Below are 22,560 nucleotides of genomic sequence, written 5' to 3'. Positions count from 1 at the left end.
ACGGTGGGCCGCGCATCCGCGCGGCGAGCCCGATCACCCGGGCGCTCGCGAAGGCTCCGAACGACCGCCGCGGTCTGCGGTCGGGGTCACCACGCGCCGCCGCGCCGTGCTGCCCGCCGCCAGGCCGCACGACCTGGAGGCACGATGCGCAGCGCAGCGGCCTGGCTCGTCGCGGCAGCACTGCTGCTGCTCACCGGATGCGCCCCGGCGGCGCCGGAGCCGGCCGCGGGCGGCACCCGGATCGACAACTGCGGGCGCACCCAGACCTTCGCCGCCCCGCCGCAGCGCGTGGTCAGCCTCAACCAGCACGCCACCGAGATCCTGATCGCGCTCGGGCTCGGCGACCGGCTCGTCGGCACCGCCTACCCCGACGACCAGGCCCCGCCGGAGTCGGTCGCCGCCGAATACGCCCAGGTGCCGCTGCTGGCCGAGGAGTACCCGTCCTTCGAACGGCTGCTGGCCGCCGAACCCGACCTCGTCGTCGGCGGCTACGCCAGCGCGTTCGACGAGACCGAGGGCCGGGGGCGCGACGTGCTCGCCGACGCGGGCATCCCCACCCTGCTGCTGTCCGAATCGTGCACCGAGGGCCCCGCCGGGATGGACACCCTGCTCGCCGACATCGCGATGTTCGGCGAGGTGCTCGGCCTGCGGGCGGGCGCCGACCGGCTGGCCGGGGAGATCCGCGGCCGGGTCGAGGCGGTGCAGCGGCGGTTGGCGGGCGTCGAACCGGTCGACGTGTTCGTCTACGACTCCGGCGAGCAGGCCGCGTTCACCCTCGGCGGGCACGGGGTCGGCAACGACGCGCTGCGCCGGGCGGGCGGACGCAACATCTTCGCCGACGTGCCCGCGGACTTCACCGAGGTGAGCTGGGAGCAGGTCGCCGAGCGGGCGCCGGAAGCCGTGGTGCTCGTCGACTACCTCGGCGCCCCGGTGGCGGGCAAGCGGGCGTACCTGGAGGGCCACCCGCTCGCCGCCGGCACGCCCGCCGTGCGCGACGGCCGGTTCAGCACCATCCCGCTGGTCGAGCTGACCGAGGGCATCCGGTTCCCGGACGCGGTGGAGCGGCTGGCCCGCGACCTGCACGGCCGATGAGGGCGCGCACCGCCGCCGTGCTCCTCGGCCTCGCGGCGGCGCTGGTGCTGGTCGGCGGGCTGGCGGTGTCGTTCGGCTCGGTGCGGCTGCCGCTGGGCCAGGTGTGGCGGATCATCGCCGAACCGGCGCTGCCGTGGCTCGACGCGGACTGGTCGGCGGCGCGGGAGGCGATCGTCTGGCGGGCCCGGCTGCCCCGGGTGCTGACCGGCGTCGTCGTCGGTGCCGCGCTCGCCCTGTCCGGGGCGGTGGCCCAGCTCGTCACCGCCAACCCGATGGCCGACCCGTACCTGCTCGGGGTGGCCGGTGGTGCCGGGCTCGGCGTCACGCTGCTGACCGTGCTCGGGTTCGGCGCCGGGGCGCTCGGCGCGTTCACCCAGCCCGCCGTGGCCTTCGCCGGCGGGCTGCTGGCGCTGCTGGCGGTGCTCGCCGTCGCGGGCCGCTCCGGCTCGGCGACGGCGCTGGTGCTCGGCGGGCTCGCCGTGGGGCAGGTGGCCTCCGCGCTGACCTCCCTGGTGCTGCACACCGCCGCCACCGCCGACCACGCCGTGCAGGTGATGTTCTGGACGGCGGGCGGGCTCGGGGCGGCGCGCTGGGAGACGCTGGCGGTGCCCGCGGTGGTGGTGCTGGTGGCCCTGGTGGTGGCGCTGGCGGCGGGGCGGTGGCTCACCGTGCTGCCCGCCGGGGACGACGCCGCCGCGGCGCTGGGCCTGCACGCGCGGGCGTTCCGGTACGCCGCGCTGGTGGCGGTGTCGCTGGTGGCGGGCGTGGCGGTGTCGGTGGCGGGCGGGATCGCGTTCGTCGGCCTGCTGGTGCCGCACGCGGCGGTGTTCCTGGTCGGCTCCGACGCCCGGCGGGTGCTGCCGGTGTCGGCGCTGCTCGGCGCCGTGTTCCTGGTGACCGCCGACCTCGCCGCCCGGGTCGTGGTCGCCCCCGCCGAACTGCCGGTCGGGGTGCTCACCGCGCTCGTCGGCGGACCGGTGTTCCTGGTGATGCTGCGCCGGAGGAGGAAGCTGGGATGAGCATCCGGGTGCGCGGGCTGACCGCCGACCTCGGTGGCCGCCGCGTCGTGTCCGATGTGGACGTCGAGGTGGCGCCGGGCGAGGTGCACGGGCTGGTCGGGCCCAACGGCAGCGGCAAGACGACCGTGCTGCGCGCGCTGCACCGGGCGATCGAACCCGGCACCGGTGAGGTCGAGGTCGCCGGGGTCGCCCGCCACGCCCCGCGCCGCAGGCTGGCGCGGGTGCTGGCCGCCACCACGCAGGAGCAGCGGCACGACGCGGCGCTGACCGTCCGGGAGGTCGTCGAGCAGGGCCGCACCCCGCACCTCGGGCTGCTGGACCGGATGCGGGCCGAGGACCGCGCCGCGGTGGCCGAGGCGCTGCGCACGGCCGAGCTCGACGCGCTGGCCGACCGCGACGTCCGCACCCTCTCCGGCGGCGAGGGGCAGCGGGTGGCGCTGGCCCGGTCGCTGGCCCAGCGGCCGGTCGCGCTGCTGCTCGACGAGCCGACCAACCACCTCGACCTGCGGCACCAGTACGGCGTGCTGGCGCTGCTGCGCAAGCTCGCCGCCGACGGGCTCGCGGTGCTGCTCACGCTGCACGACCTGCGGCACGCGGTGGAGTTCTGCGACCGCCTCACGGTGCTGCACGAAGGCCGGGTGCGCGCCAGCGGACCACCCACCGACGTGCTCGACGAACAGCTCCTCGCCGAGGTCTTCGGCGTCCGCGCAACGATCCGCCCAGGCCCCGAACTCAAGATCGACGGAGTCGTCTGACGAGCAACGCCCGAGCCAAACCCGACCCCCGCCAGGCAAGCGGCGAAAGCCGCTTCCGCTTTGCCCCACCCAAGCAACTGGCACCGCCGCGGGTTCTCAGCGGCCTTCTCGCGAGGAAGCCGCGACGCTGTGTACGCGCTTGTACATGAGGAGCGGCTCCCGGAGCGAGAAGGCCGCTGAGGTTCCGCTACCGGCACCCCTATGCAAGCCGACCGACAACATCACGAAACAGGCCAGGCGTGCACCGGTTCTCCGCTGTTGGACATCTCTTGATACCTGTGCAACATCCCGTTCAGCGCGGTGTAGCGGTCCTGGCCGCGGCTCTCCAGCCGGGCCACCACGTCGCGCTGCCAGCTCGCCCCGGTCTGGCGGCGCAGGCAGCGCTGCTCGATCACCCCGAGGTAGCGGTCGGCGACCGCCTCGGACACGCCGCAGGCGCGCAGTCCTTCGCGGGCCATCGGCAGCAGCCGCCGCAGCACCAGCTCCTCGGGGGCGATCCACCCGGCGCCGGGCCAGTACTGGTGGGCCTCCAGGCCGTGCCGGGCACCGGTGTAGAAGTTCTCCTCGGCCGCCTCGAACGACATCTGCGTCCACAGCGGACGGTCCTGCTCGGTGAGCGCCCGCTGCGCGCCGTAGAAGAACGCCGCGTTGGCCACGGTGTCGAGCACCGACGGCCCGGCGGGCAGCACCCGGTTCTCCACCCGCAGGTGCGGCACCCCGTCGACGAGGTCGTACACCGGCCGGTTCCACCGCCAGATGGTGCCGTTGTGCAGCCGCAGCTCGGCCAGCGTCGGCGCCCGCCCCGCCTCCAGCGCGGCGATCGGGTCCTCCTCGACCGGTTCCGGGAGCAGCGCGGGGAAGTAGCGCACGTTCTCCTCGAACAGGTCGAAGATCGAGGTGATCCACCGCTCGCCGAACCACACCCGGGGCCGCACGCCCTGGTTCTTCAGCTCCTCCGGGCGGGTGTCGGTGGCTTGCAGGAACAGCGGGACGCGGGTCTCGTGCCAGAGCGCTTTGCCCAGCAGGAAAGGGGAATTCGCGCCGATGGCGAGCTGCACCCCGGCCAGGCACTGCGCGGCGTTCCAGTGCGCGGCGAAGTCCTCCGGCCGGACCTGGAGGTGCAGCTGCACCGAGGTGCAGGCCGATTCCGGCAGGATCGAGTCGGCGTAGGAGCGCAAGTGCTCGGCGGGGCCGTCGCCGAGCGCGATGCCTTCCATGTCGAGCAGCATCTCCTCGCCCTTGGCCAGGAAGATCTGCTCGTTGAGCTGGGCGTAGCGGACCTGGTGCGACAGCCAGTGCGGGTCGAAGTGGGTGCTGCGCAACGTCGGCAGGGTGCCGATCATCACGACCTTCGCCCCCGCGTCGTGCGCCCCGGAATCGGCCAGCCGCAGCGCGCTGTGCAGCCGCCGCTCCAGGTCCAGCGCGGTGTCCCCGGCGAGCAGGTGGGGCTCGACGTTGAGCTCGATGTTCTGCTGCCCCAGTTCGGTGGTGAACGCCGGGTCGTCGATCTTCTCCAGCACCACCGCGTTGGTCATCGACGGTTCGAGCCGCTCGTCGACCAGGCACAGCTCCATCTCCAGCCCCATCTGCTGCGCGGGGAAGGAGAAGTTGCCGTCGGCGAGCATCCGGGCCAGGGCGTCGAGCCCCCGCTGCATCTTGTCCCGGTAGCGTTGCCGGTCCACCGGCGTGAACACCCGATCCGTCACGTGCCTTCCCATGCCGTCTCCCCGGGTTGATCGGCAGCACGACAGCGCGAGCGCTGGGGAAACCACCGTGGCACATCGTTACCCCGGTGGCCAGGGGCCAAAACGGTGCCGCGCGTGGCGACGTGCGGACCGGGTTCCGCCTCACGCCGAGGCGTCGGTCAACCGCTGCGCCTCCGAATCGGTCAGCTCCAGTTCGGCCGCGTCGATCAACGCGCTGAGCTGGTCGGTGTTGCGGGCGCTGGCGATCGGCGCGGCCACCATCGGGCGGGTCCGCAGCCAGGCGAGCGCGACCGCGGCCACCGGGACGCCCCGCAGCGTGGCGATCTCGTCCAGCGCCGTGAGCACCGTCACGCCGCGCTCGTCCAGGTAGGCGCGGGCGCCTTCGGCGCGCGGGGAGTCGCCGGTGTCGTCGCCCGGCCGGTACTTGCCGGTCAGGAAGCCCTTGGCCAGCGCGTAGTACGGCAGCACCGCGAGCTCCTCGCGGGCCACCAGCTCACCCAGCTCGGACTCGAACCCGCGCTCCACCAGGTTGTAGTGCGGCTGGAGAACCTCGTAGCGGGCCAGGTTCTCCCGCCGGGACACCGACAGCGCCTCGGCGAGCCGGTCGGCGGTGTGGTTGGACGCGCCGATGTGCCGCACCTTGCCGCTGCGCACCAGGTCGTCGAAGGCGCCGAGGGTCTCCTCCAGCGGGGTGTCCTGGTCGTCGAGGTGCGCGTAGTACAGGTCGATCCGGTCGGTGCCCAGCCGCCGCAGCGAATCCTCCGCCGCCGCCTTGATGTTGGCCGCCGACAGGCCCGGACGTTCTTGCCACATGCCGACCTTGGTGGCGATGACGACGTCGTCCCGGTTGCCCCGGGAGCGCATCCAGTCGCCGATCAAGGTCTCCGATTCGCCGCCGGAATTGCCCGGTGCGGGGGCCATGTAGACGTCCGCGGTGTCGATGAAGTTGCCGCCCGACGCGACGTATCCGTCCAGCACGGTGAACGAGTCGTCCTGGCCCGCGGTCCAGCCGAACACGTTGCCGCCCAAGCAGACCGGCGAAACGGTGAGATCGGTGCTTCCGAGTTGACGCATGCCCAGAACGTACCCGCGCGCCCCCGGGGCCCATGCCCGCGGCGGGCCTCACAGCGAGGCGTCGGTCCGGCGCTGCTCCTGCCCGGCGGGAACCGTGCGGCGGGCCGCGCCGCCGAGGGTGCTGAACACCACCAGCGCCGCCACGACCACGCCGAACATCACCAGCGCCATCGGCAGCGCCGAGCCGGTGCCGCCCAGCCCGACCAGCGGCGCGGACACCGCACCCACCACGAACTGGCTCACCCCCAGCAGCGCCGAGGCCGAACCGGAGATCTCGCGGTGCTCGGCCAGCGCGAGCGTGGTCGTGTTCGGCATCACGAAGCCCAGCGCGGCGATCATCACGAACAGCGCGGCCAGCAGGGCGGGCAGCGGCAGGTCCAGCAGCACCGCGCCGACCAGCAGCGCCCCGGCGGCCGAGGCGCTGCTCAGCGCGATGCGCAGCAGCTGCGTCTCGGTGGCGAACCGGCCGACCAGGCGGGCGTTGACCTGCCCGGCGATCACCATGCCGATCGCGTTCATCCCGAACACCAGGCTGTAGGTCTGCGGCGACAACCCGAAGATCCCCTGGAGCACGAACGACGATCCCGAGACGTAGGCGAACATCGCCGCCATGCCCAGCCCGCCGGTCAGCGCGTTGCCCACGAACGACGGCTCGGCGAGCAACCGGCCGAAGGTGCGCAGCGTCGCACCGAGCCGGGCGGGCTGGCGCCACTGCTTGGGCTTCGTCTCGGGCAGCGCGAACGCCGTGATCAGCAGCAGCAGCGCGCCGAAACCGCTGAGCACCACGAAAACCCCGCGCCACGTGGTGTGCTCCAGGAGCTGCCCGCCCAGCACCGGAGCCAGGATCGGCGCCAGCCCGGTGACCAGCATCAGCGAGGAGAAGAACCGCGCGACCTCGATCCCGGAGTACAGGTCGCGCACCGCGGCGCGGGCGATCACCATCCCGGCGGCGGCGCCGAAGCCCTGCACCACGCGCAACGCGGCCAACCCCAGCACCGAATCGGACATCGCGCACAACGCGGAAGCCACCACGTAGACGACCAGCCCGATCAACAACGGGGTGCGCCTGCCCACCGCGTCGCTGACCGGTCCCGCGACGAGCTGCCCCGCGGCCAGGCCGAGCAGGATCGCGGTCAGCGTGAGCTGCGCCTGCGTCGCCGTGCCGCCGAGCTCCGCGGTGAGCTGCGGGAGCGCGGGCAGGTACATGTCGATGGACAGCGGGCCGAAGGCCGTCAGTCCGCCGAAGATCAACGCAAAGCGGATCTTCTTGCGCAGTCCGGAGTTTTCGTCGCTTGAGGTGCCCACGTCGGGCCATCGTGCCGGACCGGACCGCCCGGCGCGACCGAGATCTTGCCCGCGGGCCGTGGTGTTCGTCTCGAAGATCGGCGTCACCGCGCCGGAATCCCGTGGTGGGGCGGCGAGAACGCCCGAGCGCGAACGGTTCTGGGCGGAGGGGTGAGATCTACGCCTCGTCGCCGGCCGCCGCGGCGCCGACCGGCGGGCGTCGGCGCGGGCCTGCGCTGGGCCGACGCCGCCGCCCTCGGGGTGGCCCGATCGGCGCGACCGGATGGGACAATGGTGGGGTGGCGCACTACGTCGAGATCAGCGATGTCGAAGACCCGCGGGTGGACGACTTCCGCGATCTGTCGCGCGCGGATCGCCGCCCCGACCGACCCGGCGGGCGCGGGCTGGTGATCGCCGAAGGCGTCGTGGTGGTCGAACGGCTGGTCGCCTCGCCGTACCCGGTGCGCGCGCTGTTCGGCGTCCGGCGCCGGATCGACGAACTCGCCGGGCAGCTCGCCGACCTCGACGTGCCCGCCTACGTCGCCGACGCCGACGTGATGGCGCGCGTGGTCGGCTTCCACCTCAACCGGGGCGTGCTCGCCGTCGCCGACCGCGCGCCCGCCGTCGACGCCGCCGACCTCATCGCCGGCTCCCGCCGCCTCGCGGTGCTGGAAGGCATCGGCGACCACGAGAACCTCGGGGCGCTGTTCCGCAACGCCGCCGCCCTCGGCGTCGACGGCGTGCTGCTCGGCCCCGGCTGCTCCGACCCGCTGTACCGGCGCAGCGTGCGGGTCTCGATGGGGCACGTGCTCCGGGTGCCCGCCGCGCCGCTGACCGACTGGCCGCACGACCTCAAGCTGCTGCGCGACGCCGGGTACCGGGTCGCCGCGCTCACCCCCCGGGCGGATTCGGTGGCGCTGCACGCGGCCGGGCTGCACCGGGGCCGGAGCGCCGTGCTCCTCGGCGCCGAGGGCCCCGGGCTCACCGAGGAGGCCATCGCCGCCGCCGACGTCGCCGTGCGCATCCCGATGGCCGGTGACGTCGACTCGCTCAACGTCGCCACGGCCGGCGCGATCGCCTTCCACGCCATGAGCGGGTGCTGACCCGATGCCGCCGTCCGGCTGGGAACTGCACGCGCGCGCCGGGCGGCCGGTGCTCGTCCGCGACACCGGCCGCGAGGTCGACCCCGCCCGGCTGCCGCTGCCCGCGCCGCTGATCACCGCGCTGCACGAGTGGGCCCGGGTGGCCGACACGCTGACCCCCGGCACGGCCGAACCGGACACCGCCGAGCTGCTCGCCCACCGCGGCCGCCGGCTCGCCGCGCGGCTCAGCGTCGAGACCGGCCGCGAGATCGACTTCCGCGATCCGCTCTCCGGACGGCTCGACCGCGTCGGCCGCCGCCACGCCGCCACCCGCGTCGCACCGCTGGAGGACCTCCCGACACCCTGGGGGCCCGGCCTCACCAGCAGCGCCATCATCGCGGTCATCGCCGCCACCACGCTCGTCGTGGTCACCCGCGGCCTGGCCGACGTCAGCGTGCTGCTGGGCATCGGCGTCAACCTCGCCGTGGTGGCGGGCTTCGCCCCGTCCATCTGGCTCGGCCGCAACGTCCCGGTGTGGCGCTGGATCGCCTACGGCGCGGCGGCCGGGATCGGGGCGGCATGGCTAGTGCTAATCCTCAGCACCCTGGGTTGAGTCTTTCCTCTGTGGTGGTCTTTTTGGGGAGCGGTGCGGGTGGCGGAACCTCAGCGGCCTTCTCGCTCCGGGAGCCGCTTCTCATGTACCACCCGTACACAGCGTCGCGGCTGTCCTCGCGAGAAGACCGCTGAGAACCCGCGGCGGTGCGAGCTGCGAGGGTGGGGCAAAGCGGAAGCGGCTGATGCCGCTTGCCTGGCGGTGGTTGCGGCGTGCAGTGCGCAGCGCTTCGTCCTCGGGTCCGGGTGCGGGTGCGCCTTCGTGCTGGTCGTGTGGGAGGTGTGGTCGCTCCGCGGGTCGGCGTGGGTGCCCCTCACTCAGAGTGTCCTCGGACGGGTGGTGCTTGGGAGGGGTGTGGACGAGGTGAGGGGCACCCTTGTCCCAGTTACTTGGGCAAGGGTGCCCCTCACTCAGGTTCCGAAGGGGTGAGCCGGTCCGGTGGGAGGGTCAGCGGTGGGAGCGGACGCCCAGGAGGACGTCTTCCCAGGACGGGACGATGGGGTGGTTCTTGCGGCCCCGGCGCGGTTCGGCCTTGGCGTCGTCGTCGGGGTCCGGCTCGGCGTCCTCGTCGACCGGGGTGACCTCGCCGACCGGGCTGGCCAGCGGGCGTTCCGGCGCGGTCCGCTCCGGGGACGCGGTCGGTTCCAGGCCCGGCGGTGGGGTCTCGGCGACCGGGGTGGCCTCCGGGCGCGGCGGGGGGACCGAGTGGTCGTCGGTCTCCGGGCCGTCGAGCTCCAGCGCTTCGCGGGCCAGCTCGGTGACCGGCCGGACGGTGCGCAGCGGTCGGTTCGGCGACGGGTCGAGCAGGTCGGCGGCGTGGTCGTCGAGAGCGGCGACGGTCCCGCCGTGCGCGCCGGGGTGGAAGACCCAGTGCGCGCCGTTCTCCGACCGGCCCGCCTGCCACAGGAGCTGCACGACCCACTTGCCGTCGTCGCCGCGCCAGGCGTCCCAGTTCGCCTCGGTGGTCTCAAGGCCGCGCATCCCGAAGGTGTGCGCGACGACCTCGCCGAGGGTCTGCACGTCCGGGCCGTCCTCGCGGACCGGGTGCGCGCGCTGGGCCATCTCGGCGATCTGCGCGCGCTCCAGCAGCACGGGGTAGGCGTAGCGCTCGACCCGCTGCTCGGGGAGTCCGGAGGAGGCGGCGATCTGCGCCACCGACGCCCCGGCGCGGACCCGGGCCTGGATCTCGCGCGGGCGCACCGGGGATTCGAGCTCGATCTGGACCTGGCCGAGCCGGGTCAGGTCGCCTCGCGCCGCTGCCCGCAGCCGTTCGTCGGCGGGCACGGTGAAGCGTTCGCCGTTATCCGGGTCCTCGCAGATGACGGATTCACCGTCCTCGTCGAGCCCGACCACTCGCAGCGCTCGCATACGCCAGCCTCCTGTGTCTTGCGGGACACCCGCACCGGGGTGTGCTCGCCGCACCATCCGCAGCACCCTCACGGCCGCACCCCGTGACGGCCACACCCCGTACGGCGCATGGGCGGGAGCGAGGTTGCGTCCCTCCCGACACATGTCACCAAGCTGTGACACTAACCCGGCGCGCCGCCTTGACGCGGGAGGCGCGCCGACCCCGTCGTGTCGCCGACCGCAGTTGCCCCGACCCGATCTTGCCTGATGAACGCGGTCTCGGCATCCGAGTAAAAGCACTCATATTTCACCGCATACACGGAACGTGGCTATTTTTAGCCTGAAGGGGTCGCATCTAGCGGGTGTTCTGCGAAAAAACCTTCATTTGGAGCAGTATGCCGTGACGATGAGTGATTTTCCGAGGTAGCACCAAGCACGAAGGGCGCCGACCGCGGGATGCGGCCGACGCCCTCCAGCGGCGGGACGGTTCAGCGCAGCGCGCCGACCACCCAGTCCACGGCCTTGGTCAGCGTGGTGACGTCCTCCGGCTCGATGGCGGGGAACATCCCGATCCGGAGCTGGTTGCGGCCCAGCTTCCGGTACGGCTCGGTGTCCACGATGCCGTTCGCGCGCAGCGCCTCGGCCACGGCCGCGGCGTCCACCGAGTCGTCGAAGTCGATGGTGCCGACGACCTGGGAGCGCTTGGCCGGGTCGGTGACGAACGGGGTGGCGAAGTCGGAGGCCTCGGCCCACTCGTAGAGCCGCCGCGAGGACTCACCGGTGCGCCGCACGCACCAGTCCAGCCCGCCCTGGCCGTTCATCCAGTCGATCTGGTCGGCCAGCAGGAACAGCGTGGCCACCGCCGGGGTGTTGTAGGTCTGGTCCTTGCGGGAGTTGTCCAGCGCGGTGGTCAGCGACAGGAACTCCGGCACCCAGCGCCCCGAGGCGCCGATCTCCTGCACCCGCTCGATCGCGGCCGGGCTCATCGCCGCCAGCCACAGCCCGCCGTCGGAGGCGAAGCACTTCTGCGGCGCGAAGTAGTAGACGTCCACCTCGGCCGGGTCGAACGCCAGGCCGCCCGCGCCGGAGGTCGCGTCCACCGCGATCAGCGCGTTCTCCGAGCCCGCGGGCCGGGTCGGGGCGAGCATCACGCCGGTGGAGGTCTCGTTGTGCGCCCAGCCGATGAGGTCCACCGACGGGTCCGACACCGGCTCCGGGGCGTCGCCCGGCTCGGCCGAGACGACCACCGGGTCGCCGAGGAACGGCGCGGTCTTGGCGGCCTTGGCGAACTTCTGCGAGAACTCGCCGTAGGTCAGGTGCAGCGACCGCTCCCGGACCAGGCCGAACGTCGCGGCGTCCCAGAACGCGGTGGTGCCGCCGACGCCGAGCACGACCTCGTAGCCCTCGGGCAGCGAGAACAGCTCCGACAGGCCCTCCCGGACCCGGCCGACCAGCGACTTCACCGGCTTCTGCCGGTGGGAGGTGCCCATCACGGCGGCGCCGTCGGCGGCGAGCCGGGCGAGCTGGTCGGTGCGGACCTTGGACGGGCCGCAGCCGAACCGGCCGTCGGTGGGCGTGAGCTCCGCGGGCAGCTTCAGGGTCGTCGGGTTGGTCTCGGCCTGCGTCATGCCGGCGCCTCCGGGCGTTGTTGGTGGTGGCGGTGCCGTGCGCGGGCGGGTCGCTCGCGCGCCGGACCTGGGCGGACGTCCGGCGCCGTTGCCGGGTCGCTGTCGCTGACCGTGCGGATCGCGGCCGCGGCAGTCAGCCGCCCGGCAACTTACTGCGACTCGCCCGTCGTGGCCAGCACCGGCGGAACCGGCACGGGACGCGCCGCGCGGGTCCGGCGATCCGCCTCGGCAGGGCGCGTCGCGGGCCGGTGGCCGCACCGCGCGCCTGGATCGTTCGTGCAGGTGATGAGCGTAGTGCGGGGCTGATCGGCGGCCGTGGGCAGGGCCGCCGCGACCCGCCGCGCCCCGCGCCACCACCGGCGTCGCCGAGCCGTGCGCGGTGGCCCGGGTCACTCCGACGAGGAGCAACGCGCGGCGCCGGGCGGCCGGTCCCGCGCACGGCCGTTCGGCCGGGGGTGCGGCGTCCGGACGGGCCCGGGTCGCGCCGACGGCGACGCGACCCGATGTGTGGGGGCGGGCGTCGGGGTCGCCCGCCCCGGCTCCCGGTCTGGCGGTGGGGAGCGGGCTCAGATCGCGGCGAGGCGGGGCACCGACTCCCACCCCTCGACCTGCCGTGGCGGCCGGGGCGCCGGACCCACGTACTCGGCGGACGGGCGCACCAGGCGCCCGGTGCGCTTCTGCTCCAGCACGTGCGCCGACCAGCCGGCCAGCCGGGCGCAGGTGAACATCGCGGGCATCATGGCGGTCGGGACCCGCGCGAAGTCCAGCACCGCGGCGGCCCAGAACTCCACGTTGGTCTCGATCGGCCGGTCCGGTCGCCGCTCCCGCAGCACCGACAGCGCCGCCCGCTCCAGCTCCCGCGCCACCTCGAAGCGCGGCGCGCCGAGTTCCTCGCAGGTCGCGCGGAGCACCCGCGCCCGGGGGTCCTCGGCCCGGTAGACGCGGTGCCCGAAGCCCATCAGCCGGTCGCCGCGGTCGAGGATCGACTCCACCACCGCGCGGGCGTCACCGGTGCGCTCGACCTCAGCCAGCATCGGCAGCACCCGGGCGGGCGCCCCGCCGTGCAGCGGACCGGACATCGCCCCGACCGCGCCGGACAGGCACGCCGCCACGTCGGCTCCGGTGGAGGCGATGACCCGGGCGGTGAAGGTCGAGGCGTTGAGCCCGTGCTCGGCGGCCGAGACCCAGTAGGCGTCCAGCGCGCGCACGTGCGCCGGGTCGGGTTCGCCGCGCCAGCGGGTGAGGAACCGCTCGGCGACCGTCGAGCACGCCTCGACCCGGGCCGCGGGCACCGGCGGCAGGTCGGTGCCGCGCGCCGACTGCGCGGCGAAGGACAGCGCCAGCGCGCTGGTCCGGGCGAGCTGGTCGCGGGCCTGCTCGTCGGTGGTGTCGAGCAGCGGCTCGAAGCCCAGCGCCGGGGCCAGCGCGGCCAGCGAGGCCTGCAGGTCGGCGCGGACGTCGCCGGTGCGCACCGGGAGCTCGGCCGTCGCGGCGGCGGGCAGTCCGGTGCCGAAGCGGTCGTCCACGAGCAGCCCCCACACGTCCCCGAAGGGGACCGAGCCCACCAGGTCCTCGATGTCGACGCCCCGGTAGCGCAACGCCCCGCCGTCCTTGTCCGGCTCGGCGATCTCGGTGCGGAAGGCCACCACGCCTTCCAGACCCGGGCTGAACTCGCTCATGCCTCATCTCCTCTCCTGGCGACCGCGGCGGCTCCGGCGGGTGGAACGACGATGGACCGCCGCTTTTCCTGCTACAAGCAGTTAGCCGAGGAAAAAATCACGTGAAATCACGGTACTGGCGAAAGCGGAGAATTCTCGCGAAGCGGAAACCCCGGCAATTCTGCGGGACCGTTCGGTTTCGGTGATGTAAATCGCCAGGGTCGCTGTGACCTGGTCAGATGAGAGTGTGTTAATAAAGGAACCATGCACTTAGCCCCTCACGAGCGCGAAAAATTGCTCGTACACGTCGCGGCGCGGTTGGCCGGAGAACGGCTCGCCCGCGGTCTCAAGCTCAACCACCCGGAAGCCGTCGCGCTGATCACCGACCACGTGGTCGAGGGAGCGCGGGACGGCCGGACGGTGGCGGAGCTGATGCGCAGCGGCCGGAAGGTGCTCACCGCCGACGAGGTCCTCGACGGGGTGGCCGAGATGATCCCGGACGTGCAGGTCGAAGCGACCTTCCCGGACGGGACCAAGCTCGTCACGGTCCACGACCCGATCACCTGAAGGACCCGAGCGGCCCGACCTGCCGCCCATGGGAAGAAGGAGGACCAAACGACCAGGAACACCGAAGGAGGAGCCGACATGCGCCCCGGCGAGATCATCACCGGCGCCGACCCCGTCCCGCTGAACCCGGGGCGCCCCCGCACCCGGCTCACCGTCGTCAACCGCGCCGACCGCGCCGTGCAGGTCGGCTCGCACTACCACTTCGCCGCCGTCAACGACGGGCTGGAATTCGACCGGTCGGCCGCCTGGGGGCACCGCCTCGACGTGCCCGCGGGAACCGCCGTGCGCTTCGAACCGAACGTGGCGCGGGAGGTCGACCTGGTGCCCATCGGCGGGGCCCGGCTGGTGCCGGGGCTGCGCCTGGAGCACGCCGGGGCGCTCGACGAGCGCGGCCCGGCCACGGCAGGACCGGAGTACGGCGAACGCGGGGAAGGACACCAGGGGTGAGCGCATCGATCGACCGGGCCCAGTACGTCGAGCTGTTCGGCCCGACCACCGGGGACCGGATCAGGCTGGCCGACACCGACCTGCTCGTCGAGATCACCGAGGACCGCTGCCAGGGCCCGCAGGGCTCCGGCGACGAGGTGGTCTTCGGCGGCGGCAAGGTCATCCGGGAGTCGATGGGCCACTCCAACGCGACCCGCGCCGAGGGCACCCCGGACCTGATCATCACCGGTGCCGTGGTGCTCGACCACTGGGGCGTGATCAAGGCCGACGTGGGCGTCCGGGACGGCCGCATCGTCGGCATCGGCAAGGCGGGCAACCCGGACGCGGTGTCCGGGGTGCACCCGGACCTGGTGATCGGGCCCTCGACCGAGGTCATCTCCGGCGCAGGCAAGGTCCTCACGGCCGGCGGGGTGGACGCGCACGTGCACTTCATCAGCCCGCAGGAGATCGACGTGGCGCTGGCCACCGGGCTGACCACGCTGATCGGCGGCGGCACCGGCCCGGCCGAGGGCAGCAAGGCCACCACCGTCACCCCCGGCGCCTGGAACCTGCAGCGGACGATGCAGGCGCTGGACTTCATGCCGGTCAACGTGCTGCTGTTCGGCCGGGGCAGCACGATGCGCGGCGAGGCGCTGCGCGAACAGCTCCGCGCCGGAGCCGGCGGGTTCAAGATCCACGAGGACTGGGGCGCCACGCCGGCGGCGCTCGACAGCGCGCTGCGGGTCGCCGAGGAGTCCGGGGTGCAGGTCGCGCTGCACGCCGACACGCTCAACGAGGCGGGCTTCTACGAGTCGACGCTGGCGGCGATCAACGGCCGGTCGATCAGCGCCTTCCACGCCGAGGGCGCCGGGGGCGGGCACGCGCCGGACATCATCCGGATCGCCTCGCAGCCGCACGTGCTGCCCTCGTCGACCAACCCGACCCGCCCGCACACCATCAACACCGTCGACGAGCACCTGGACATGGTGCTGGTTTGCCACCACCTCAACCCCGCGGTGCCCGAGGACCTGGCGTTCGCCGAAAGCCGCATCCGGCCCTCCACCATCGCCGCCGAGGACGTGCTCCAGGACCTCGGGGCCATCTCGATGGTCAGCTCGGACGCGCAGGCGATGGGCCGGATCGGCGAGGTGGTCATGCGCACCTGGCAGACCGCGCACGTGATGAAGCGGCGGCGGGGCGCGCTGCCCGGCGACGGCGCGGCCGACAACCTCCGGGCCCGCCGCTACGTCGCCAAGTACACGATCAACCCGGCGCTGACCCACGGGATCGCCGAGCACGTCGGCTCGGTGGAAGTGGGCAAGCTCGCCGACCTCGTGCTGTGGGACCCGAAGTTCTTCGGCGTCCGGCCGCACCTGGTGCTCAAGGGCGGCTTCGTGGCGTGGGCGGCGATGGGCGACGCCAACGCGTCGATCCCGACCCCGCAGCCGTCGCTGGCCCGGCCGATGTTCGGCGCCCAGCCGCGCGCCGCGGCCGCCTCCGGGCTGTTCTTCGTCGCGCCCGAGGCCATCGACGCGGGGCTGCCGGACCGGCTCGGGCTCAGCACCCGGATGGTCCCGGTCGGCGACACCCGGCGGATCACCAAGGCGGACCTGCCGCACAACGACGCGACGCCGGACATCCAGGTCGACCCGGACAGCTTCGCGGTGCACATCGACGGTGATCTCGTGGAGCCGGCCCCGGTGGAAAAAGTCCCCATGGCCCAGCGCTACTTCCTTTTTTAGTCGCGTCTGGGCTCGCTTTGCTGGGCGGTGCCGGTGGCGGAACCTCAGCGGCCTTCTCGCGGTGGAAGGTGTGGTGGTCGCTTTGCGTGGCGGTGCGGGTGGCGGAACCTCAGCGGCCTTCTCGCTGCGGGATCGCCTCCTGATGTACCAGGCACGTACACGGCGTCGGCGCCGTCCTCGCGAGAAGGCCGCTGAGAACCCGCGGCGGTGTCAGCTGCGTGCGTGGGGTGAGGCGGAAGCGGCTTTCGCCGCTTGCCTGGCGGGGGTTGCGGGTGGCGAGTGCGTTCGGCTGCGCCGCTTGCCTGGCGGTGGTGCCGATCGGCTCGTGCGTGGGCTGGAAGCGGCTTCGCCGCTTGCCCGGCGGGGTTCCGGTGGCGCGGACGCGCGGGGTGGGTCACTCGGATGAGGGGTGAGTGAGGGGCACCTGCATCCGACATAGCCGGATGAAGGTGCCTCTCACCTGGAAGAAGAATCATGCGGAGGTGGTCTTGGTGCGCGGTGGGCTCGCCGTGCTGGCCCTGGCCGACGCCCGGTTCCCGGGCGGTGGGCACGTGCATTCCGGCGGTGTCGAGGAGGCCGCCGCGCGCGGGCTGCTCACCGATGCCGAGCAGTTGCGCGGATTCCTGCGCGGACGGCTGGTCGGCGCCGGGGCGCCGCAGGCGGTGTTCGCCGCCGCCTCCGCCCACGCGACCGCGCGCGGCGTCGCGCGGGAGCACTGGCGGGTGCTGGACGTCGAGTTCGACGCCCGCACCCCCTCGCCCGCGCAGCGCGCCGCGTCGCGCGCCCAGGGGCGGGGGATGCTGCGCGCCGGAGGGGCCGCCTGGCCCGCACCGGCACTCGCCGAACTGACGGCCGCGGTCCCGCGGCCGCACCAACCGATCGTGCTCGGCGTGCTGGCCGCCGCGGCCGGTGCCGCGCCGCGGGACGCCGCGCTCAGCGCCGGCTACCTGGCGCTGAGCGGAGCCGCGTCGGCCGCCGTCCGGCTGCTCGGGCTCGACCCGTTCGCCGCCAACGCGGCGGTCGCCGAGCTGGGCACCGAGCTGGACCGGATCGCCGACGAGGCGGCGGCCGTGGCCGGGGACGACCCAGCCGCGCTGCCCGCCCCCGGCTCACCGGCGCTGGACCTGCTCGCCGAAGCGCACGATCGCCATCACCAGGAAGAGGTGCGTCTCTTTGCGTCCTGAACACGGTCACGGCCACGGTCACCAGCACCCGGTCGGCTTCGACCCCACCGAGAGCGGTCCCGATCCGCACCCGGCGCCCGCGGTGTCCGGGCGGCCGTTCCGGCTGGGCATCGGCGGTCCGGTGGGCAGCGGCAAGACCGCGCTGACCGCCGCGCTCTGCCGCGCGCTCGGTGGCGAGGTCGAACTCGCCGTGGTGACCAACGACATCTACACCACCGAGGACGCCGACTTCCTGCGCCGGGCGGGCGTGCTCGACACCGACCGGATCGAGGCGGTGCAGACCGGCGCCTGCCCGCACACCGCGATCCGCGACGACATCACCGCCAACCTGGACGCGGTGGACCGGCTCGCCGAGCGCCACCCCGGCCTGGAGCTGGTCATCGTGGAGAGCGGCGGGGACAACCTGACGGCGGTGTTCAGCCGCGGGCTGGCCGACGCCCAGGTGTTCGTGGTCGACGTCGCGGGCGGGGACAAGGTGCCGCGCAAGGGCGGTCCGGGCGTCACCACGGCCGACCTGCTCGTGATCAACAAGGTGGACCTGGCCGAGCGGGTCGGCGCCGACATGGAGGTGATGCTCGCCGACGCGCACCGGATGCGCGGTGATCTCCCGGTGATCGCGCAGTCGCTGACCCGCACGCCCGAGGCGCCGGACGTCGCGGCCTGGGTCCGGGAGCAGCTCGGGTGAGGGCCGAGGCGGTGCTGGGCGTCGAACTCGGCGCGCGGGGGCGCAGCGTGGTCCGCGAGCTGGCCTCGCAGGCGCCGCTGACGCTGGTGCCCCGCCGGGCGGCGACGACCGCGGCGGACGGCACCGCCGTGGTCCACCTGGTCGGCTCGGCGACCTCGCCGGTCGGCGGGGACGTCGTCGACCTGCGGGTGCGGGTCGGGCCGGGAGCGCGGCTGCTGCTGCGCGGCACGGCGGCCACGGTCGCGCTGCCCGGGCACGACGGTGCGGTGAGCAGCGCGGCGGTGCACCTCGACGTCGCCGCCGGGGCGAGCGTGGACTACCTGCCGGAACCGACGGTGGTCAGCTCCCGCGCCGACCACCGGGCCGCGATGTCGGTCCGGTTGGCGCCGGACGCGCGGCTGCGCTGCCGCGAGGTGCTGGTGCTCGGCCGGTCCGGGGAGCGCCCGGGGCGGCTGGTCACCGCGACCGACGTGGTGCGCGACGGGGTGCCGCTGCTGCGCCAGCGGCTCGACATCGGCGATCCGCTGCTGGACGCCAGCGCCGGTTACCTCGCGGGCGCGCGGGTGCTGGCCACGGAGGTCCTGGTGGGCGCCGACGACCCCGCCGCGCCCGCGTCCGGCGACTGGTGGTCGCTGGCGCCGCTGGCCGCCGGGGGCGCCCTGGCGACGGCCGTGGGACCGGACGCGGTGATCGCCGGGCGCCGGTTGGCCGAGGCCGTCGCCCACCACCCGGACGTGGGGTTCGCGGCACCCGCGCGTTGGTGAGCAGCGGGCGTTCCGGAGGAACCGGACGGGCCGCACCGAACACCATCGGGCCAGGTCACAGCGCCGAACGGGTGTTGTTCCCATCACTGCATCGATTGCGTGATCGATCGGGAGCGGCAGCCGATTCGGCGCTGCCCGCCTTCGGGATTACCGTCGTACCGACAGGGCGGCGAGCCGCCGATCCGTGCGCGCAGCGAGGAAGGAAAGCGGATGTCGGAGACCAACGTCGCGTTGCCGTCCATGCGGGTGTCCTACGAAGCCGGTGCGCTCGACGAGACCTCGCTCGCCGGGACCTGGCACGAGCAGCTCCAGCGCTGGTTCGACGAGGCGGTCGAGGCCGAGGTCACCGAGCCGAACGCGATGGTGCTGGCCACCGCCGACGCCGAAGGCGTGCCGTCCTCGCGCACGGTGCTGTGCAAGGGCTTCGACGAGCGCGGGGTGGTCTTCTTCACCAACTACACCTCGGCCAAGAGCCACGACCTCACCGCGACCCGGATGGCGGCGGCGACCTTCCCGTGGCTGGCCATGCAGCGCCAGGTCAACGTGCGCGGCACCGTCGAGAAGGTGCCCGGCGACGAGACCGCCGAGTACTGGGCGGTGCGCCCGCGCGGCTCGCAGCTCGGCGCCTGGGCGTCGGCGCAGTCCAAGGTGGTCAGCGGGCGTCCGGCGCTGCAGTCGGCGCTCAACGGCATCGAGCGCCGGTTCGCCGACAACGAGAGGGTGCCGGTGCCGCCGCACTGGGGCGGCTGGCGGATCCGCCCGGAGGTCGTGGAGTTCTGGCAGGGCCGCCCGGACCGGATGCACGACCGGCTGCGCTTCCGCCGCACCGACGACCTCTGGACCGTCGAACGCCTCGCCCCCTGACGGCCCTCACCCGAACGTGACATGAGTGAGGGGCACCCTTGCCCAAGTAACTTGGACAAGGGTGCCCCTCACTCACGTCTGCTCACCCGAACGGGGCGTGGTGGGAACCGGGCGGAACGGACGGGGTCGCACCGGCCCGCTCATGCTGCGGGCGGGCGGTCCTAAGCTGCACGGGTGTCCTGGAGCCTGAAGTCCTCGCTCGCCAAGCTGCTCCTCGACACCCGGCCCCTGCGCTACCCCGCCTACCGGCGGCTGTGGCTGGGCAACGTGGTCACCTCCGTCGGCGCGCAGTTCTCCGCGGTGGCGGTGCCCAAGCAGCTCTACGACCTCACCGGCTCGTCCGCCTACGTCGGCCTGGCCGGGCTGTTCGGGCTGGTGCCGCTGCTGGTGTTCGGCCTGTGGGGCGGGGCGATCGCCGACGCGGTGGACCGCCGGAAGCTGATGCTGGTGAGCAACGGCGGGCTGGCGCTCAGCGCGGTGCTGCTGTGGCTGGTGTCGGCGGCCGGGGTGCGTTCGGTGTGGCTGGTGCTGGTGCTGTTCGCCGCCCAGCAGACGTTCTTCGCGATCAACATGCCCGCCCGGGCGGCGACGGTGGCGCGGCTGATCCCGCTGCCGCTGCTGCCCTCGGCGCAGGCGCTGAGCTCCACGGTGATGCAGCTCGGCGCGATCGTCGGGCCGTTGCTGGCCGGGGTGCTGCTGCCGTTCCTGGGGCTGCCGACGCTGTACCTGGTGGACGCCGTGGCGCTGACCGCGGCGCTGTGGGCGGTGCTCCGGTTGCCGCCGCTGCCGCCGGGGGAGAGCGCGCCGCGCCGGGCGGGGTTGCGCGCGGTGATCGACGGTTTCCGCTACCTGGCGCTGCACTCGGTGCTGCTGGCGTCGTTCCTGATGGACATCATCGCGATGGTGTTCGGGATGCCGCGCGCGCTGTTCCCGGAGATGGCCGAGCGGACCTTCGGGGATCCGCCCGGCGGCGGTGCGGCGCTGGGCTGGCTGTACGCGGCGATCCCGCTCGGGGCGTTCGCGTTCGGGGTGTTCTCCGGGTGGCTGCACCGGTTCGCCCGGCACGGCGTCGGCGTGGTGCTGGGCGTGGTGGCCTGGGGCGTGGCGGTGATCGGCTTCGGGCTGTCGGACTCGCTGTGGCTCGCGGTGGTCTTCCTGGCGCTGGGCGGTGGCGCGGACCTGGTGAGCATGGTCTACCGGAGTTCGATCCTCCAGATGGCGGCCACCGACGAGATGCGCGGCCGGATCCAGGGGGTGTTCACCGTGGTGGTGGCCGGCGGGCCCCGGCTGGCCGACGTGCTGCACGGGTCCGCGGGCGCCGGGCTGGGCACCTCGACGGCGGTGGCGGGCGGCGGGGTGCTCGTCGTGGTGTGCGCGGTGGCCGCGGCGTGCTGCCTGCCGGCGTTCTGGCGCTACCGGGCGCCCACCGCCGCGGAGTCCTTGACCGATCCGGACGCCGAGGACCGCCCGGTGGGTTGACAACCGCCGCGCGACGTGCGGGCGGGCACGGTAGGTGGGCGATCCGTCACGTCTCGTCCACGTTGGGCGGTGTGACGGGTCGGGCACGGGCGAGCCGGTGCAGTTCGTCGAGGGGTGGGCTGACACCGCGATCAGCCGAAGTGCACACTTTCCAGCTATGGCCAACGAGACGACCGTGAACGACGGGGCGCCGGGCGGTGCGCAAGGGCCAGGCCTCAAAAAGGTCATGGGCCCGAAACTGCTGCTCTTCTTCGTGGTGGGGGACATCCTCGGCACCACGATCTACTCCTTGACGGGCAAGGTCGCCGGCAAGGTCGGTGGGGCGCTCTGGATCCCGTTCCTGGTCGCCTTCGTCGTCGCCTTCCTGACCGCCTTCAGCTACCTGGAGCTGGTCGGCAAGTACCCGAAGGCGGGCGGCGCGCCGCTGTACGTGCACAAGGCGTTCGGCGTGCACTTCCTGACCTTCCTCATCGCCTTCGCGGTGATGTGCTCGGGCATCACCTCGGCGTCCTCGGCCGCGCAGGCCTTCAGCGGTGACTACCTGGAGGCGATCCTCGGCGACGGGTTCCCGTCCTGGGTGGTGGCGATCGGCTTCCTGCTGCTGCTCGCGGGCATCAACCTCCGCGGCGTCGGCGAGTCGGTGAAGATGAACGTGGTCCTCACCTGCATCGAGCTGCTCGGCCTGGCCATCGTGATCGTGTTCGGCGTGATCGCGATCGCGGGCTTCAACTCGAACCCGTCCCTGTCGCCGGACCCGGGCCGGCTGCTGGAGTTCAACACCGACACCGGCCCGTTCCTGGCCGTGACCTCCGCGACGGCGCTGGCGTTCTTCGCGATGGTCGGCTTCGAGGACTCGGTGAACATGGCCGAGGAGACCCGGAACCCGGCCAAGAACTTCCCGCGCGCGCTGCTGATGGGCCTGGGCATCACCGCGGCCATCTACCTGATCATCGCGGTGATCACCTCGACGCTGGTGCCCACCGACGAGCTCGCCGCCTCCGACGGGCCGCTGCTGCTGGTCGTGCAGGCCGCCGCGCCGTGGTTCCCGCCGGTGCTGTTCTCGGCCATCGCGCTGTTCGCGGTCACCAACACCGCCCTGATCAACATGCTGATGGCCAGCCGGCTGGTCTACGGCATGGCGCAGGAGCGGATCATCCCGTCGGTGTTCGGCAAGATCCACCGCAGCCGCCGGACCCCGTGGGTCTCGGTGCTGTTCACCAGCATCATCGCGATGATCCTGGTCAGCACGCTGGAGATCTCCGCGCTGGGCAGCACCACCTCGCTGCTGCTGCTCGTGGTGTTCGCCATCGTCAACGTCGCGGTGCTGGTGCTGCGCAAGGAGAAGGTCGAGCACGAGCACTTCCAGGCGCCCACCTGGGTGCCCGTGCTGGGTGCGATCACCTGCGCGTTCTTCGCCAGCCCGCTGTCCGGCCGCCCGGTGGAGGAGTACGGGATCGCCGGTGCGCTGCTGGCCATCGGCGTGCTGTTCTGGGGGATCAACCACCTGGTCAACGGCCGCGAGAAGCGCGACTTCGACGCGGCGAAGCTGGGCAAGTGAGGTGGCACCGCGCCGGGGACCCCGGCGCGGTGC

General features: G+C 73.4%; 20 protein-coding genes. 14 read left to right on the top strand and 6 right to left on the bottom strand.

All coding sequences use genetic code 11. The features are described from left to right. Positions 1-144 precede the first annotated feature (144 nt). Genes ABD976_RS25170 through ABD976_RS25160 form a run of 3 tightly spaced genes read left to right on the top strand, consistent with a single transcriptional unit; the run spans position 145 to position 2,866 of the window. Positions 145-1,092 (top strand): ABC transporter substrate-binding protein, encoded by a 948-nt coding sequence (locus tag ABD976_RS25170; RefSeq protein ID WP_345367421.1) that lies wholly within the window; start codon positions 145-147, stop codon positions 1,090-1,092. Next, positions 1,089-2,111, top strand: coding sequence for a FecCD family ABC transporter permease (locus tag ABD976_RS25165; RefSeq protein WP_345367419.1), 1,023 nt, complete (start codon positions 1,089-1,091; stop codon positions 2,109-2,111). The genes ABD976_RS25170 and ABD976_RS25165 overlap by 4 nt, the downstream gene beginning before the upstream one ends. Continuing rightward, complete coding sequence (locus tag ABD976_RS25160) at positions 2,108-2,866, top strand: ABC transporter ATP-binding protein (RefSeq protein ID WP_345367417.1); 759 nt, start codon at positions 2,108-2,110, stop codon at positions 2,864-2,866. Before ABD976_RS25165 ends, ABD976_RS25160 begins: the two co-directional genes overlap by 4 nt. 221 nt (positions 2,867-3,087) lie before the next feature. Here ABD976_RS25160 and ABD976_RS25155 read toward each other — a convergent pair whose 3' ends face one another. The 3 genes from ABD976_RS25155 to ABD976_RS25145 all read right to left on the bottom strand — a co-directional run bounded on the left by ABD976_RS25155 (position 3,088) and on the right by ABD976_RS25145 (position 6,951). Then, positions 3,088-4,584, bottom strand: coding sequence for a glutamate-cysteine ligase family protein (locus ABD976_RS25155; RefSeq protein WP_345367415.1), 1,497 nt, complete (start codon positions 4,582-4,584; stop codon positions 3,088-3,090). A gap of 129 nt (positions 4,585-4,713) precedes the next feature. After that, positions 4,714-5,646, bottom strand: coding sequence for an aldo/keto reductase (locus ABD976_RS25150; RefSeq protein ID WP_345367413.1), 933 nt, complete (start codon positions 5,644-5,646; stop codon positions 4,714-4,716). A 48-nt stretch (positions 5,647-5,694) separates the two neighbouring features. Next, entirely contained in the window at positions 5,695-6,951 is a 1,257-nt protein-coding gene (locus tag ABD976_RS25145; protein ID WP_345367411.1) for a multidrug effflux MFS transporter, read from the bottom strand. 278 nt (positions 6,952-7,229) lie between these two features. Between ABD976_RS25145 and ABD976_RS25140 the strand changes: the two genes are divergently transcribed. Both ABD976_RS25140 and ABD976_RS25135 read left to right on the top strand, forming a co-directional pair. Continuing rightward, a complete protein-coding gene (locus ABD976_RS25140; RefSeq protein ID WP_345367409.1) occupies positions 7,230-8,033 on the top strand; it encodes a TrmH family RNA methyltransferase in 804 nt (267 codons plus the stop codon). A gap of 4 nt (positions 8,034-8,037) precedes the next feature. Then, the gene (locus ABD976_RS25135; RefSeq protein ID WP_345367407.1) at positions 8,038-8,625 is read left to right on the top strand and encodes a DUF2537 domain-containing protein; all 588 of its coding nucleotides are present in this window, start codon (positions 8,038-8,040) and stop codon (positions 8,623-8,625) included. Positions 8,626-9,072: 447 nt separating this feature from the next. On the opposite strand, the gene sepH is transcribed toward ABD976_RS25135, so the two are convergent. From sepH to ABD976_RS25120, 3 genes are all read right to left on the bottom strand, one after another. After that, the gene (gene sepH / locus ABD976_RS25130; RefSeq protein ID WP_345367405.1) at positions 9,073-9,993 is read right to left on the bottom strand and encodes a septation protein SepH; all 921 of its coding nucleotides are present in this window, start codon (positions 9,991-9,993) and stop codon (positions 9,073-9,075) included. A 467-nt stretch (positions 9,994-10,460) separates the two neighbouring features. Next, on the bottom strand, positions 10,461-11,600 hold the full coding sequence (gene serC / locus ABD976_RS25125; protein ID WP_345367403.1) for a phosphoserine transaminase: 1,140 nt from the start codon (positions 11,598-11,600) through the stop codon (positions 10,461-10,463). 566 nt (positions 11,601-12,166) lie between these two features. Beyond that, positions 12,167-13,279 carry a citrate synthase 2 gene (locus ABD976_RS25120; RefSeq protein ID WP_345367401.1) on the bottom strand — a complete coding sequence of 371 codons (1,113 nt, stop codon included), beginning with the start codon at positions 13,277-13,279 and terminating at the stop codon, positions 12,167-12,169. A 243-nt stretch (positions 13,280-13,522) separates the two neighbouring features. Between ABD976_RS25120 and ABD976_RS25115 the strand changes: the two genes are divergently transcribed. From ABD976_RS25115 to ABD976_RS25075, 9 genes are all read left to right on the top strand, one after another. Continuing rightward, on the top strand, positions 13,523-13,825 hold the full coding sequence (locus ABD976_RS25115; protein WP_345367399.1) for an urease subunit gamma: 303 nt from the start codon (positions 13,523-13,525) through the stop codon (positions 13,823-13,825). Between the two features lie 78 nt (positions 13,826-13,903). Next, positions 13,904-14,272, top strand: coding sequence for an urease subunit beta (locus tag ABD976_RS25110; RefSeq protein ID WP_345367397.1), 369 nt, complete (start codon positions 13,904-13,906; stop codon positions 14,270-14,272). Next, positions 14,269-15,993, top strand: coding sequence for an urease subunit alpha (locus ABD976_RS25105; RefSeq protein WP_345367395.1), 1,725 nt, complete (start codon positions 14,269-14,271; stop codon positions 15,991-15,993). The genes ABD976_RS25110 and ABD976_RS25105 overlap by 4 nt, the downstream gene beginning before the upstream one ends. 482 nt (positions 15,994-16,475) lie before the next feature. Next, a complete protein-coding gene (locus ABD976_RS25100) occupies positions 16,476-17,177 on the top strand; it encodes an urease accessory protein UreF (RefSeq protein ID WP_345367393.1) in 702 nt (233 codons plus the stop codon). Further along, positions 17,167-17,862, top strand: coding sequence for an urease accessory protein UreG (ureG, locus tag ABD976_RS25095; protein WP_345367391.1), 696 nt, complete (start codon positions 17,167-17,169; stop codon positions 17,860-17,862). The genes ABD976_RS25100 and ureG overlap by 11 nt, the downstream gene beginning before the upstream one ends. Beyond that, entirely contained in the window at positions 17,859-18,626 is a 768-nt protein-coding gene (locus ABD976_RS25090) for an urease accessory protein UreD (RefSeq protein ID WP_345367389.1), read from the top strand. The genes ureG and ABD976_RS25090 overlap by 4 nt, the downstream gene beginning before the upstream one ends. A 210-nt stretch (positions 18,627-18,836) precedes the next feature. Further along, positions 18,837-19,490, top strand: a complete 654-nt coding sequence (gene pdxH / locus ABD976_RS25085) for a pyridoxamine 5'-phosphate oxidase (protein WP_345367387.1) — start codon at positions 18,837-18,839, stop codon at positions 19,488-19,490. Between the two features lie 174 nt (positions 19,491-19,664). Then, positions 19,665-20,969, top strand: a complete 1,305-nt coding sequence (locus ABD976_RS25080; protein ID WP_345367385.1) for an MFS transporter — start codon at positions 19,665-19,667, stop codon at positions 20,967-20,969. A gap of 157 nt (positions 20,970-21,126) precedes the next feature. After that, entirely contained in the window at positions 21,127-22,527 is a 1,401-nt protein-coding gene (locus tag ABD976_RS25075; RefSeq protein WP_345367383.1) for an APC family permease, read from the top strand. Positions 22,528-22,560: the final 33 nt, after the last annotated feature.

It is taken from the genome of Saccharopolyspora cebuensis (genome assembly GCF_039542665.1).
Taxonomy (GTDB): domain Bacteria; phylum Actinomycetota; class Actinomycetes; order Mycobacteriales; family Pseudonocardiaceae; genus Saccharopolyspora; species Saccharopolyspora cebuensis.
This window is presented reverse-complemented; position numbering and strand designations above follow the sequence as displayed.